General features: G+C 40.2%; 14 protein-coding genes and 1 pseudogene. 4 read left to right on the top strand and 11 right to left on the bottom strand.

All coding sequences use genetic code 11. The annotated features are described in order from the left end of the window. Positions 1 to 350: 350 nt before the first annotated feature. Positions 351 to 725: a DUF2750 domain-containing protein gene (locus tag MHB63_16285; protein ID MEK3808078.1), complete on the bottom strand. Its 375-nt coding sequence runs from the start codon at positions 723 to 725 to the stop codon at positions 351 to 353. A 272-nt stretch (positions 726 to 997) separates the two neighbouring features. On the opposite strand from MHB63_16285, the gene MHB63_16280 reads away from it, so the two are divergent. Then, entirely contained in the window at positions 998 to 1,297 is a 300-nt protein-coding gene (locus MHB63_16280; GenBank protein MEK3808077.1) for a hypothetical protein, read from the top strand. 72 nt (positions 1,298 to 1,369) lie between these two features. Here MHB63_16280 and MHB63_16275 read toward each other — a convergent pair whose 3' ends face one another. From MHB63_16275 to MHB63_16265, 3 genes are read right to left on the bottom strand one after another with little or no spacing between them, the layout of a single operon-like run. Next, positions 1,370 to 1,855, bottom strand: a complete 486-nt coding sequence (locus MHB63_16275) for a GNAT family N-acetyltransferase (GenBank protein MEK3808076.1) — start codon at positions 1,853 to 1,855, stop codon at positions 1,370 to 1,372. A gap of 55 nt (positions 1,856 to 1,910) precedes the next feature. Next, positions 1,911 to 2,699 carry a hypothetical protein gene (locus tag MHB63_16270; protein ID MEK3808075.1) on the bottom strand — a complete coding sequence of 263 codons (789 nt, stop codon included), beginning with the start codon at positions 2,697 to 2,699 and terminating at the stop codon, positions 1,911 to 1,913. Then, on the bottom strand, positions 2,674 to 3,210 hold the full coding sequence (locus tag MHB63_16265) for an RNA polymerase sigma factor (GenBank protein ID MEK3808074.1): 537 nt from the start codon (positions 3,208 to 3,210) through the stop codon (positions 2,674 to 2,676). Before MHB63_16265 ends, MHB63_16270 begins: the two co-directional genes overlap by 26 nt. 299 nt (positions 3,211 to 3,509) lie before the next feature. On the opposite strand from MHB63_16265, the pseudogene MHB63_16260 reads away from it, so the two are divergent. Continuing rightward, positions 3,510 to 4,395 (top strand): annotated as a pseudogene (locus MHB63_16260) (GNAT family N-acetyltransferase). 577 nt (positions 4,396 to 4,972) lie between these two features. Here the strand turns inward: MHB63_16260 and MHB63_16255 are convergent. From MHB63_16255 to MHB63_16235, 5 genes are all read right to left on the bottom strand, one after another. Continuing rightward, the gene (locus tag MHB63_16255) at positions 4,973 to 5,341 is read right to left on the bottom strand and encodes a hypothetical protein (GenBank protein ID MEK3808073.1); all 369 of its coding nucleotides are present in this window, start codon (positions 5,339 to 5,341) and stop codon (positions 4,973 to 4,975) included. Positions 5,342 to 5,394: 53 nt separating this feature from the next. Continuing rightward, entirely contained in the window at positions 5,395 to 5,994 is a 600-nt protein-coding gene (locus MHB63_16250) for a hypothetical protein (GenBank protein ID MEK3808072.1), read from the bottom strand. A gap of 471 nt (positions 5,995 to 6,465) precedes the next feature. After that, positions 6,466 to 6,876 (bottom strand): hypothetical protein, encoded by a 411-nt coding sequence (locus MHB63_16245; protein ID MEK3808071.1) that lies wholly within the window; start codon positions 6,874 to 6,876, stop codon positions 6,466 to 6,468. A 387-nt stretch (positions 6,877 to 7,263) separates the two neighbouring features. After that, entirely contained in the window at positions 7,264 to 9,516 is a 2,253-nt protein-coding gene (locus tag MHB63_16240) for an ABC transporter permease (GenBank protein MEK3808070.1), read from the bottom strand. After that, positions 9,513 to 10,214, bottom strand: a complete 702-nt coding sequence (locus tag MHB63_16235; protein MEK3808069.1) for an ABC transporter ATP-binding protein — start codon at positions 10,212 to 10,214, stop codon at positions 9,513 to 9,515. Before MHB63_16235 ends, MHB63_16240 begins: the two co-directional genes overlap by 4 nt. Before the next feature lie 253 nt (positions 10,215 to 10,467). On the opposite strand from MHB63_16235, the gene zwf reads away from it, so the two are divergent. Next, a complete protein-coding gene (gene zwf / locus MHB63_16230) occupies positions 10,468 to 11,958 on the top strand; it encodes a glucose-6-phosphate dehydrogenase (GenBank protein MEK3808068.1) in 1,491 nt (496 codons plus the stop codon). Positions 11,959 to 12,047: 89 nt separating this feature from the next. On the opposite strand, the gene MHB63_16225 is transcribed toward zwf, so the two are convergent. Continuing rightward, a complete protein-coding gene (locus MHB63_16225; protein MEK3808067.1) occupies positions 12,048 to 12,611 on the bottom strand; it encodes a hypothetical protein in 564 nt (187 codons plus the stop codon). A gap of 233 nt (positions 12,612 to 12,844) precedes the next feature. Between MHB63_16225 and MHB63_16220 the strand changes: the two genes are divergently transcribed. Further along, on the top strand, positions 12,845 to 13,252 hold the full coding sequence (locus tag MHB63_16220; GenBank protein ID MEK3808066.1) for a hypothetical protein: 408 nt from the start codon (positions 12,845 to 12,847) through the stop codon (positions 13,250 to 13,252). 90 nt (positions 13,253 to 13,342) lie between these two features. On the opposite strand, the gene MHB63_16215 is transcribed toward MHB63_16220, so the two are convergent. Next, positions 13,343 to 13,768, bottom strand: a complete 426-nt coding sequence (locus tag MHB63_16215) for a hypothetical protein (protein ID MEK3808065.1) — start codon at positions 13,766 to 13,768, stop codon at positions 13,343 to 13,345. Positions 13,769 to 13,891: the final 123 nt, after the last annotated feature.

Below are 13,891 nucleotides of genomic sequence, written 5' to 3'. Positions count from 1 at the left end.
AATGGCAAAAACATTAGTATAAGTGACAAGCCTGCGATTACGTATATGGGCGTTAACCAGATTCGGTAAACAGACCCGGGTTCTCCCACCTGAAACTTGGTGTCGATATTAATGCTGTTCCATTCAAAGCTTATGGGATTGACGGCGTCTGCGGAGAAATGGGGGAGGTGCAGTTGGCTTTGAAACAGTTTAAACAGGATGTAGACAGAGCAGCTTAGTAAGAGCAATGCTCCAGCTAACAGTTTTTTCATAGAACAGGGCCCCTTATACAAATATTCCAATACAGTTCGCCATAAAAAGCGCCAATCCTTCTTGATTGACGCTCCTGTCAGAAGCAAATTAGATGACCATTAAATACGGGTGAGCATTTCCTTTATCTCGTCACGATTTTGTATGCTCGTATTCTTTTCGTTTGGAAAAATGGCTGCAGCTCCCCCGTCTTTTTCAATATCCACCAGCAGTTCTTCTAGAAATTCCGAAAGCGGCATGTTGAATGCTGCTGCTGATTTATTGACATGCGCTGCCTCCATCTCGGCAAAGCTTCGACTTGGCCAAACCGGCAGTAAAAATGGATACTCTCCAAGTTCATCTTCAATTAGAACCAATTCTCCATTCTCGTCCTTAAGCAGCCACACCTGCTCATCTGTTGCAATCATTCCGTAAAAATATGCCAGCCGCTTTTCAGCAGGCCGGTTTAAAATAAATCGTTTAATGAATTTCATCATCTATCTTTCCTTTGTATGTAGTTTCTATGAATCAGGAACTCTAGAGCTCTTTCATTCTCTTGAGTCCGCAGTCAGGCAAGGCATCCTCTTCATCCGCCTGATCCATATTAATTATTCCAAATAGATACACCAGTAACAACACCTTTTTTCATTCAAGAAACATTTATTTCTTTCAACAGAGAGGTCTAATTTATATATCTGAATTCAGCCTTCCTATGATAAACTCATCTTATCAGTATTTTCCAATAGTAATGAAGAAAGGAGATTCAGATATGATGCATGTTCTATTGCTTACTGCGGGACTTTTCGTTTTGCTGTTTGCAGTCCGTAAAATGGTTTCAGGTGAAAAAACAAATCCAAAGACGACTCTTGCAGAAGCAAAACAAATTGCCCGTTCCATGCTGTTGGGAATTGTCATTGTCTTATCACTCATCTTTATCACATATGAGGTCTGGATCCTGGCAGGGAGTTCGGAGGATTGGGATGGCGTTTACATTTCAACAGCTGCTGTCATAGGAACCGTTCTTTTATCTTTTGGCTATTATCATAGAGTGAAATCCAAGTACAGTTAGAGGCTTATCGTTTGCCCCAGCCATCGATTTCTGTCGATGAACAAAGGCAAACGTAAGAACTAAATCGTTCACTTAAGAAGGAAAATATTCCATCGGCTCTACACAATATGCATACCCATTTTTCTTATAATAATCAATGGCATCATCACTTGGCCAAACAATAACAAATTCACACTTAGTATCTTTAATCCACTGATTAATCGAGCCTAGCACCATACTCCCAATCCCCTTATTTCTATATTCAGGAATGGTATACACGTTGGTCATGTAAGCAAAAGGATAGGTTGTTCTTCCTGGCCTCGGGACTTTTTCAATTAGCTCTATGTATATATGAGATACCAGTTTTCCATTTCCTTCAGCAACCCAGATCATCCACCTGTCACCCTTAATAGCGTGCTCCAAGAAACTTCGGCATTCTTTCTCAAAGTCTGTAAAAGATGAGCTTTTCTTGCTCTCATCATGTTCAATAGTGAAATCCCATCTCATTTTTATTAATTGGTCAATATCCTTTTCTTCAGCAAACCTTATTTTCAAATGATATTCCTCTCCTGTCTTCATAACAATAATCATTTCAGAATGAAAACATATAATGTCCCGGTCGCATCTTCTTACTTTATTCTTTTTCAAATCGAAGTAAGTTTGCAAGACTAATCAGTTCCTGCGGATCTATGATGGAATCCTTTTTACTCATTCCAGAAGAATAAATATGATAAATATAGTTTTCAGTAACTACATACAGATCAGTCTTGCCAATTCCTGTTTTTTCTTCCTGCATAACAGCTCTGTGACCTGATATTTTCACTTCGTATGCTGAATCGGATAAACTTGGATATTTCTTATGCGGCAGCAGCATTTCTATTCTTGTACCGATTGGTTCATTGTGTCTTTGAGTATCGATATATATGTGCTGTCCTGGTGCAGTTGTTGTGTATATGGCCTGAGTTTCGAAGACCTCATTCTTACCCTGCTTGGAAATACTTAGATGGATTTCCGGTTCTCCTGCAATGGTATTGATGGTTGCATTGGCATCCATTGGATAGACCGTATTCTCGATTCCTTCATTTGTAAGTACCGCCGTTTTTTGTCCGTTGATTGTCTCCATTTGATAATGGACACCTTCGATGAATTTGCTGTTTCCGCTGCTGTGACCGGGTGAAAAGATGCCTGACTCGGTCAGGTTCAGCTGTCCGCTGATCTGACCAGCCATCACAAACAGAAATAAAGCAGCTAATACTGAGCTTATTGATAAAATATAAACGCGCTGTAGCTTTGACATCATATTTGTTTTATGAATGTTTTTAAGAAGTTTTCTTCGAACCACTTGCGAACGTTGAGGACTCCATTCTATTTGATCATCTACCTTCTGCAGCAGTTCGTCATAGTAACTTACTTCTTTGTTCATCCTGATAACCCTCCTTGATCAATGTTTTTTCCAGGGCAAGAATGGCTCTTGAGAGTGTGGATTTCACCTTGGTTTCTGACCAGCCGAGTATTTCGGACGTCTCGCTGATTGAGAATCCCTTGATTTTACGGAGAATAATAACCTCACGATGCGAATCCTTCAGCATTTCCAAGGCCTGATAAAGCTCCTGTGACCTCTCTTTCATCTCAACGAAATGCTCCGGAAGCAAGCAGGAGTCTTTCTTCTGACGGAAGAGTTCCATTATTAATCGAACCGGCTTTTGCTTTCTTGCGTAATCAACCGTCACATTGTGCGCAATTCGAAACAGCCAGGTTTTCGGACTTGATTCCTGCCTGAAGGTATGATGCTGCCTGAATGCCTTTAAAAACGTTTCGTGCGTTAAGTCTTCAGCCTGCTGATAATCTTTCGTCATCATTAGAATGTACTTGAAAATGGTCTGATGATAGTGGCTGTACCATTCTTCTATTTCGGTCTCTCTAGCATCTTCCAAATGAATCGTCCTCTTCCTTAGATTGTGGGTGCCTGTTATTTAGACGTATGTTGTATTGAAAAGTCGTGTTTTAGTAGAAAAAGTTGAAAAATTATGCTCAATATGAAAGATGTATCTGCTCATATCTAATATTCCACTTAATTTTAAATATATGGTAACGTTTACTTTTCATGATATTATATACTTGGCAGCCTGCAAACTTAAAGATTTTTATAGTTGAACAGAATTTATTTCTATTTGGAAAAAGGGAGAATAAAACAGTGATAACAATCGAAAGAGCAGTCATATCAGATGCAGCAATGCTAACAGACATAATGAAAACTGCATTTGATGAAGAAGCAAGAAGATGGCTTCCAAATCAGGAAATGATTGATTACAACATCCAGCCTCCTGGATATTCTTCAGTTGAAATGACAAAATATATGATTGAAGAATTGATTTACTTTAAAATCATCTATAACAGCAATATTGTTGGCGGCATCATCGTGAGTATAACGGGTAAATCTTTCGGCAGATTAGACCGGATCTTCCTGGCCCCCGATTATCAGGGAAAAAAAATTGGCTCAAAGGTCATTGAGTTAATGGAAGAGGAATTTCCGGCCGTAAGAACATGGGACCTTGAGACATCCAGCAGACAAGTGAATAACCACCATTTTTACGAGAAGATGGGGTATCGAACCACTTTCAAAACAGAAGATGAATACTGTTATATAAAGAGAAGAGAAAGTTCTGCAGATATAGATAGAAAGGCTGACAGAGAATCAAGATTTTTCGAAAACTCAATATGAAAACTGCAATATGAGTCAAACAGAGTTCTATCAAGTAAACGCAGAAGGCAGTTCCTTTAGTAACAGCAATTTAATGAATACTCATATCAGCAACTGTAACCTCAGTCACTCAAAATTTCAGAATATTAATTTCAGACATTCATTTTTCGCGGATTTAAACCTTTCTTACAGCAAAATGAGATTAGTCACTCTTGCAGGAGCCCGCTTTATGGATACAAACCTCGGAGATGATGAAGAACCAATCTCTTTTGAAAGATGTGACCTTCAGGGAACGACCATTACGAACAGCAGCCTGAAAAACATGCGCATCGCAGATTGTGATATAGCAGGTATGACAATTGACGATATTCCAGTCGAAAAGCTTCTTGAGGTATATTACCAGGAGATGAAAAAATAACGAATGCATGAAAAAAACAGCCTCTTTAGGAATAAAGGGCTGTTTAGTATTTCTTTCGAATTAAATCAATTAATTGGTAAATTTGTGAGACTAAAAATGAAAGTAAGATGACGATGATGGCCCCGAATGTGTATACAGCCTCTTCCGCAGCATTTCCCCCTCTCATGAAGAGAGAGCCAAAAAGAAGATACTTATATATTTAGACATACGATCACTCCAAGCGATTTTCAACTAATTTATTATCAATTTTTTCAATATGTCCCACATCTGCCAGCCCAGTAATTAGAGTTAACCTTGTGTCTATTCATACTTTAAAGCACTGTATGTCCATGAATCTCTCCATCTATCTTTTAATTTCAGATGATTACGGAGCATTAATTATGATCAAAAATGCTTTTCACAAGACGAAACAGCATCCTAGGAACAAACGTGATGATATTCCAAACAACTTCAAACAGAATTTCAAATCCAAATTCCCTGCATTTCTCTTTAAATGAGTCTCTTCTTATACTTCTTCTGTTCATATTCGATTGTCGGACCTCCAAAGTAAACTGTCACATCAATTCGCTCGTCAAATTTACTTCTCCTGCAAATAGAAGGTTTCCTCATTCTGATCGTCCCATTTAATTGTCACCTTCTGCTTTTCCCCTTTTCCTGTTACAGAACATCCTCTGCAGTTGGAAGACAGAGTAATCGTAGCGGCTTTAACATTTTTTTCTGATTGAGTCGTCTTTCCATCGCATATGTTTATGTCAAGAGCGTTAAATTGAGTGCTCTCATTTCCGTCTTTAAAATGAAATTCGTAGCTGCCATGCTCTTCATTTCCATCAATAGTTGCTGTGTATTTTCCGGTCCAGCTTTTGCTTTCTCCCGAAAAGTTTATAAATTGATTCGTGCATCCTGACAATACTCCTAATAAAAGGACGGCAATAAATAGTTTCTTCATCAATTTCTCCCTTCTCACAGCGGTGCAGCCTGCTGTATATGGATACAAATACGCTATCTCTTGGTTGTTTTAATTTCTTCGATTCTCCACTTAAGTGTCTTATCATTAACTCCTTCAGTGTTCGTCATGACAAATTGATAATCGTCCTTTATCATTTCTCCTGTTTGATAGGTAAGTATAATTTTTTCTCCTTCGATCCCCAGTTCCTTTAGATCAAGCACAGATTTTGGCTTCCATTCGATGTTTCTTCCGTTTTCAAATGAAAAACCGCAAGGACAATTTCCCGCTCTGTCTAAAGAGGAGAAGCCTGTGGTAGCTGCAACCAACTCTTTTGCCTCACTGAAAGATCCTTCCACTTTATAAGATTCGACTGTCTGAACCGCATCCAGGAAATCTTGATACTCAACTGGTGTTCTTAATTCATCAATTTCATTTTTAAGGCTGGTAAAATCATTAATCAATCGTTCATTTTCTTTCAATGTATCATCTAATACTGAAGATTTTTTTGCATTGTCTTCTTTCAAAGCTGCAACCTGCTCAGTCAGATTGTCTCTTTCCTGCTTTAATTTCTCTGCCTCATCTCCCATATTTAGATTATTGATGATCATCATTGCTAGAAATATGACCAAAGCGATAATTGCATACTTTTTCATACCTTGCCCCCCTTATAAAACAATTGCAAACCCAAAATAAAGTTGATTTGTTCTATTTACGTCAACAGCAGATAAAAGTTTCATTTTTCAAATAATTCACTGCATTTTGGTAGGGTGAACCTGTAATCATTCTGTATGTATCACTGCGAATAGCTCATTACGTGTATCTTACCGTTTTAAAAGAATCTCGGTTCAAAGTTGGAAAGAGGCAATTGTCTATTTTTTTAGCGTTCCTGCGATAACGACTTGATAGATACCAAAGAGTACACACAGTATGATAATTGCAATCCATGTATTTTCTGAGGGTATGATGAAGTAAATGAACGCAAGGATCATCAGAAATACCATGTATCCGAAGGCAAATACTTTTTTAAACTCCATAAAATTTTACCTCCCCTGATTATCAAACTCTTTACGAGCTAATTCTTCATTATTTTTTGATCGTACACTAATTTCATAAGTATCAGTGTCTTATAATAAAGCAGGCAGATTATTTGATACAACATACTCATTAGCTGCCCCAATAAGTTTATTTAGATCATCGCCCTGCAAATTAGTATTTTTCAATGAAGTCTTTAGGATTATTCTTATAGGTTTAGGATTAAAGTCGATTGCTATCCCAGTATATTCTTTATTACTCGTTTTCAAGGCATCATCAATTACTATAGTGACTTCCATCCAGTTTCCCTCAACATCACTAGCTTGAAGTGGTTGAATACCCCCAGGTTCTGAAACTGAAAATTGAGTCCCAAAGTATAAAAGGAAGATGAATAAAAAAACAATAATTACTGCTTCTGCTCCATTTTTACGCTTACTGCTTTTGAATTCAATATCATTTCTGTATTTTTGCTGAATCTTTCTCATCTTTGAATCTTTATTCATGAAAAGGCCCCTGTTCATAATTAATACATTTGTTTAAGATTCATTCCAACAAAGTCCATTGGCAAGTTGCTGACTCTTTAAAAAAAGCGCGAAATCCAAAATTCCCTTTTAATGGTATATCTATTATTTTATCATACTATCATAAAATCCCAGAAGGTTGCAGGATTCATACCATTAATTTTAACGGTAAGTTTCATAATCAATAATCGTATTTACAGCATTTGACCAGGAAACTTTTCCTGCGCAGAAACAGTTTTAAACCTTGTATTAAAAAAATAGCAGGTTCAATTCAATTCGAATGAACCTGCATTTTATTGTGCTATTGATATTTTCCCGCCTCAAACAAAACTCTATCCTCCTCAAATTTCCAGGGCAATAACAATCCAACTACTCCTGGCGCTTCAGCACTTCCTGCAGCGGAATGCGGCTGATTTTTCGCTTTGAGAGCTGCAGGGAGATTACATATGATGCATAGATGATGACAAAACCGGCGGCTGTCATCAGATAGTCAGGTTCGATTGGAAGTGAAAATCCGGTCGATTCTGAAACTGATGCCATCAGTCCTTTATAGCTGATAAATGCAAGGGGAACACCGAGTACGTATCCCGCTATGACGACCGGAGTATAGACATTCAGTAGAAGGGATGAAATTTCTTTCCGGTCATAGCCCATGACTTTCAACAGGGAAATGTTCACGGTGTGCTCATCCATCATCATGCTGGTGATCAGGTAGATGATGATGAGTCCGATCAAGAATGCGAAGACTCCGATGACTGCTGCCGAATAGTTGGTTGGCTCAAGGAGCTGTTGCATGCCTTTTTTCATGGCATTTTTGTCTTCAATCGCAGCGATTGCTTCTCCAGATTCCTTTTCTGGTTTTTCAAGCGTCCATTTTCCGATGTATGCATCTTCTTCAAGGTTCAGAAAGCGGTTCACGTCCCCGCGCTCCATGTAGATGGCATGACCGATAAAGATTTCTGCGATACCGGTGATGGTGACGGATTGCTCCTGATTAGTCCAAGGATTTTGAATCGTGATGGAATCTCCGGCTTCAAGGCCTTCAGCTGCAGCCAAAGCCTGAGTTACGACTGCCCCGTCCGGCAATGTGCTGTTTAATTCTTTTCCGCTGCTTTCAATCAGTTTCAGCAACTGCGTTGAGGAATCCATGCCAAAGAGCTGCGTTTTAACGTCTTTTTTGCCGTCTTTCCCTTTTATAATGGCTTCTGCTGCAGAAAACGGACTTTCCTCTGCCGAAACAGGCTCCGTTTTTACTTCCTGATAATAAACCGCATAGTTATAGCGATAAGCATCTTCATATGTTTTTTCCATCAGCACGTTCATTGAATTCATGGAAATGAATCCAAAGGTGACTAATAAGGAAGAGAAGAGAATTCCTGTAAAGAGTACAAGGCTCTTGGATGGACTGCTGAGCAGCATCTTCAGACGGAACCTTCTTTTAAAGCTCCATTTCAATGGGAGCTTTATCGCTCCTTTTCTTGAAAAAGACGGTCTTGAATGCAGCAGTTGGAGCGGCGGTTTGTTGACTTTTTTCCTGATTGTCAGGAAACCGGCCAGACAAAGAACGGAAATGGGCACGGCAAATCCAGCAATCAGAGTCACCGGATCAAAGGCAAGCCGGTTTAAGATGGGAAGATTGTAAAAAGCGGTGTAGAGCTCTGTCAGCGGCCCCGCTGCAATCAGTCCCGACGCTATGCCGAGTACCGTGCCGGCAATGGAAATGATCAAAGGATACATCATAAAGGAGAACGAAACTTCTTTTCTCGTGTACCCAAGCGCAAGAAGGGTTCCAATTTGAGTGGACTGCACGTCAATTTGCCTTTTAAGCATTAAAACAACCATAAACAGCGCAAGAAGTCCGATAAAGACGGGAAGAACACTCCCAAATGACTGATTGGACTCAATTTCTGCGCCAATGTATGAAATTCTGACGTTGTCTTTTGCATCGGTCCATTTCAGGACAGGAACTGTTTCTGAAACGGCCTTTTTGAGACTGCTTAGAGAATCACCGTTTTCAAAGAATCTACCGGAATAATAAACGGGCGGTTCATTTCCCCCCGGAAAATCCTCTTTTGCCATCAGTACGACACCAAATGTTTTTGGATCGGCCATCAGGTCATTCTCGTTACGAACGCCGTAAATATAGTCCGGAAGATAAACATGGGCAGTGATTCTGTATGTTTTCCCACCGGTTTCCCAGCTCTCTCCCACTTTCAGGCCGTGTGCATCTGCAAAAGAAGCGGTTATGGCTGCTTCATTCTTTTCATCAGGCAAACGGCCCTTTACCACATACGGTTCATTGATTCCTTGCTGAATGGAAAGAATCCGGGCAGTAACTCCCTCCTTCCATTCGATATCCAGCCATTGGCGGGCCTGCAGGTTTACGCCAAATCCTTTTTCAATGGATGCAAGCTGGTTCTCAGACAGCCGCTCTCCTGCTGTAAATTGAAAATCCTCCTGCTTATACTCTTCTCTAAACAGCTGATTGCTCGAATCCATCAGTGCCATTGTGCTTGAGAGCGTTACAAAAAGCATGACGGCAACCGCAAGAAGGAGCGCCGAACCTCCAAACTGCAGCGGCTTTTGCCTGATGGTGCGCAGAGCCATGGCATTGATTTTCATACCCATTTCACCTGCTCTGCAGGTATTGGAGCCCCATTTTTAATGGTTTCAATGATTTTTCCGCTTTTCATTTTCATAACGGTATGGGCCATATCGGCAATGCCTGGATTATGGGTGATCATTAGAATGGTTGTACCGTATATGCGGTTGATTTCCTGAATAAGAGAAAGAATTTTTTTCCCGGTCTCTTCATCAAGAGCTCCTGTCGGCTCATCGCAGAACAAGATACTTGGATTTTTTACGATTGCCCGTGCAATGGCTGTTCTCTGCTGCTCTCCCCCGCTTAATTGATGGGGAAATTTGTGCTGGTGTTCACTCATTCCGACCTTATCCAGGATTTCTTCAGGGGAAAGAGGATCATCGCTGATGTCGGCGCCGGTTTCAACATTTTCCCTGACAGTCAGTGCAGAAATAAGATTATAGGACTGAAAAATAAAGCCCGCATGCTTTCTTCTGAAAAGCGTTAGCTGCCTGTCGTTCATTTCATGAAGGTTTTCTCCCTGGACGGTGACCTGTCCCCCGTCCGCTCTGTCAATGCCTCCGGCCACGTTCAGAAAGGTGGATTTCCCGGAGCCGGATGGTCCTAGAATGACAATGATTTCTCCTTTTCCGCAGGCAATGCTCACGTCATTTAATGCAGGCACCTCTACTTCACCTGTACGGTATATTTTTCTGACATTCTCAAAGATGAAACTCATACAGACACCCCCGATTATTTCTAGTATCTTCCTCTGTATCGTACTAAAAATCTTCATTCTTGACGATCTCTTCTTTTACTTGTAATCATTTTCATTTCCGTTTTATGGATACAATAGAAATGGTTCATACTACTTATGTAGGAAATTGATCTTAAATGTTTGATTTACTTCATGGTTAGCATTAAAATTAAGTACTTGAACAGGTTACATATCAATATTAATAAATCCGCTGATACAAAGTGAGGTTCAATACATGAATACGGAACATAAACCAAAAGCAGTAATCGTAATTTTCGGAGCAACAGGAGATCTTGCCAAGCGCAAGCTTTTCCCCTCCATCTACCGTTTGCACCGCAGCAAAAAAATCGACAGTGACTTCGCTGTTGTAGGCGTGGGCAGAAGACCGTGGACGAATGAAGAATTCCGCTCAAATGTCAGCGACTCGATTCAGTCATCGATTAAGCAGTCATCTGAACTCGATGAATTTGCATCGCATTTTTACTATCATCCATTTGATGTGACAAATCCATCTTCCTACCTTGAGCTGAAAGGAATGCTTTCAGACCTTGACGGCAAATACGGCATCCCTGGAAACAGAATGTTCTACATGGCGATGGCGCCGGAATTTTTCGGAACGATTGCCCGGAATTTAAAAAGCGAAGGGCTGACAGCGACAGAAGGCTGGAGCCGACTTGTCATTGAAAAGCCGTTCGGACACGACCTGCCTTCAGCACAGGAGCTGAACGATGAAATCCGCGAAGCTTTCTCTGAAGATCAAATTTACCGCATTGACCACTATCTCGGAAAACAGATGGTGCAGAATATCGAAGTCATCCGCTTCTCAAATGCTTTGTTTGAGTCGGTTTGGAACAACCGCTATATCTCTAACATTCAGGTAACTTCAAGCGAAGTTCTGGGTGTAGAAGACCGCGGACGCTATTATGAAAATTCAGGTGCGCTTCGTGATATGGTTCAAAATCACTTAATGCAGATGGTCGCCCTTCTTGCGATGGAGCCGCCGATCAAGCTTGAAACAGACGAGATCCGCTCTGAAAAAGTGAAAGTGATGCGCGCACTCCGCCCTCTTACAGAGAAGGACGTGCCTGATTACTTCGTACGCGGACAATACGGCAAAGGCGAATCAGAAGAAGTATCTGTTCCAGGGTACCGCGAAGAAAGCAATGTAGATCCTGAATCCAACACAGAAACATATGTTGCCGGCAAGCTGATGATCGACAACTTCAGATGGGCTGGCGTGCCTTTCTATATCCGCACAGGAAAGCGCATGACGGCAAAATCAACGAAGATTGTTGTACAGTTCAAAGACCTGCCGATGAATCTCTACTCAAATGACGTAGACAGCAAGCATCCGAACCTGCTTGTCATTCACATTCAGCCTGATGAAGGCATCACGCTTCACCTGAATGCTAAAGAAGCAGGCGGCGGCTCTTACGTCAAGCCGATCAAGCTTGACTACTGCAGCAACTGCGTAGATCAGTTCAACACGCCTGAAGCCTATGAAAAGCTCATCTATGACGGCTTGCGCGGAGACGCCACCAACTTCACTCACTGGGATGAAGTGTCCCTCTCATGGAGCTATGTGGACACAATCTCAAAAGCATGGGAAACGAACAAAGCAGAATTCCCTAACTATGCAGCCGGCTCAATGGGTCCCAAAGCCGCTGATGAACTGCTTGAAAAAGACGGCTTCCACTGGTGGCCAATTACGGATATGGTTGATTAAATCAAAAAGTTCAACGATGAATATGTACAATCGCACCGCTTTAAGCGGTGTTTTTTTTTATTGCATAAAAACAGAGAAACTTAAAAACGTCACAATTTCATATTCCTGGTTAACAGCTGGTTGTATTCAGTCCAAAATTCTTCATACAATTCTTTATCGTAGTCATCAGAAATCTGTTTTTCTTTCGAATGATTAAACAATTCTTTCGCCTGAAGGGCAAAAGAGACAATCTGGTCTTTATAATCGACGTTGCTTATTTTCACTTCTGCAACTGGATAATAGATACTCCCCGTAGCCGGATTGGTTGTAGTAATTTTAACAAAATCCGATAAAATTACGTGATCGTCCAAATGTTTGACGCTCCAATGGATAGAAATGGGGCAGCCCATCATCAAGATCGCCCCGCATCCGTGGAGGATCAGGCCTTCATCATGTTCAGGGTCGCAGCAATAATCATTTTCAAGAGTTCTCAGCAGTGCCAAAGCGGACTCACTGATTCCCCATTCTTCGTTCACGGACGACTGTGTAATAACCGTATCATGAACGCTCAAGAAAATTTCACCGTGAGAACATAAGTCTTGTTCGTCATATCCATCATTGCAAAGCCAGCATTGATTCTCGATTTTGATTGCAAAAGGATTTGGCCGTTTCATTGTTCATTCTCCTGTTTCGTTGGCTTAGAATTATTCCTCTTTCATAATTCTAAGCCGCTGCAGCCAAATCCTCCCTCATCATGTTAACCCTTCATATAATTTAGATAGAACGCTGTTTCATTAAAAATCGTTGAATTTGAAAATAAGCCATAATAGGTGATGGAATAATTTGAAACTTTTTTTTTGATATATACGTCTGATTATGTTAAAAGGAGAGGTTGAACTTGAAAAAAATGAAGCTATTACTATTTTTAATGGCAGTAATTCAACTGTTTGCTGCAGGTTGTTCAAACGGTACAGCAGCTGAAAGCATTGAAGTTCTACAGCGTATTGGTGATGAAAATAAATACGAGGATTTCAAAGTCATTACAGATAATGAAAAAGTAAAAAAAGCGGAAGAAATCGTAGATGATGCTGATTGGGAAAATGTAAAAGTAGATATGGCACGTCCTGCTGACTTCCAATTTTCTTTCCCAAATCCAGAAGCCAAAGTGGCTTTATTTGAACTATGGGTAAGTCCAAATAAAGACAAAGTAGAACTCTCAATTGATGCTGAAAGTAAATATATTCAATTAGACAAAAACAAGTCGGAAGAACTGTTTGAAATACTGACAGGCGAACAATTATCTGACCAGAAATAATGTTATGGCCTCGATTTAGAGGCCTTTTATTCAGCTTCTTCTATAGTGCCAGTCCAGTGTACTGATGATTAAAACGTCAGTCTCCAGAACCTATTTATACTCCATAACGTTTAACCACTGGCCATCCGGACCTATTGTGATATGAGGGATTTCATTTAACTCAAATAGGTTATAAAAATCATCGCGCTTATTAAGTTTTGACAGGTACAATGTCACATCTGTTTCAGAAAAAACAATATAGTCCATTGTTGTTGACCTCAAGTAAAATTCATAGATAGATTGCTTACTAAGGTCCTTTACGTACCCCACCTCACCAGTATCCCACTTGAAAAAACGGGATAACGAAATGGTTTTAACTGAGATGAAATTTGCAGAGAGTGTTTTTAAAAGTTCTGCTTCATAGTCTGGGATAATTGCATATATGAAGCAGCCCTCCTTATAATATGAAGATACTTGGTGTATCATTTCTTGTTCATCCATTTCAACGTCAAGCATTACTTCTGTTCTCTTCACCAATCGATTTACCTCCATCCAATTCCAATTATTTCAAATCACAACAAAATTAACAACGTCTTTTCTATAAAAAAGAAGGCTTTATCGGAAAGCCTTCTTCTGTTACTTGAAATTCATTTATTATCC

It is taken from the genome of Bacillus sp. FSL H8-0547, assembly GCA_038002745.1.
GTDB lineage: Bacteria > Bacillota > Bacilli > Bacillales > Bacillaceae > Bacillus_P.
This window is presented reverse-complemented; position numbering and strand designations above follow the sequence as displayed.